This is a genomic window from Corynebacterium sp. HMSC074A09 (genome assembly GCF_001811545.1).
Classification (GTDB): Bacteria; Actinomycetota; Actinomycetes; order Mycobacteriales; family Mycobacteriaceae; genus Corynebacterium; species Corynebacterium hiratae.
The window spans coordinates 1-273 of the sequence record NZ_KV805113.1; the positions used below are offsets into that span (position 1 = coordinate 1).

Here is a 273-nt window from a genome sequence, read left to right on the forward strand (position 1 = left end):
TCGTATCCGCGGTGGTTAGTATCAGTGCTTTATCATGGGCGCGGATATACGGGTACCAGAATATCAACTGGTTGTCCATCGACTACGCCTGTCGGCCTCGCCTTAGGTCCCGACTCACCCTGGGAAGACGAACTTGACCCAGGAACCCTTAGTCATCCGGCGGGAAGGATTCTCACCTTCCAATTCGTTACTCATGCCTGCATTCTCACTCGCACACACTCCACGCCTCCTTACGGTAACGCTTCAACACATGCACGACGCTCCCCTACCCAA

1 rRNA gene is annotated in these 273 nt (G+C 54.6%); it reads right to left on the minus strand.

What is annotated here, in order from left to right:
- A 23S ribosomal RNA gene (locus HMPREF2807_RS01900) occupies positions 1–273 on the minus strand; the annotation flags it as partial.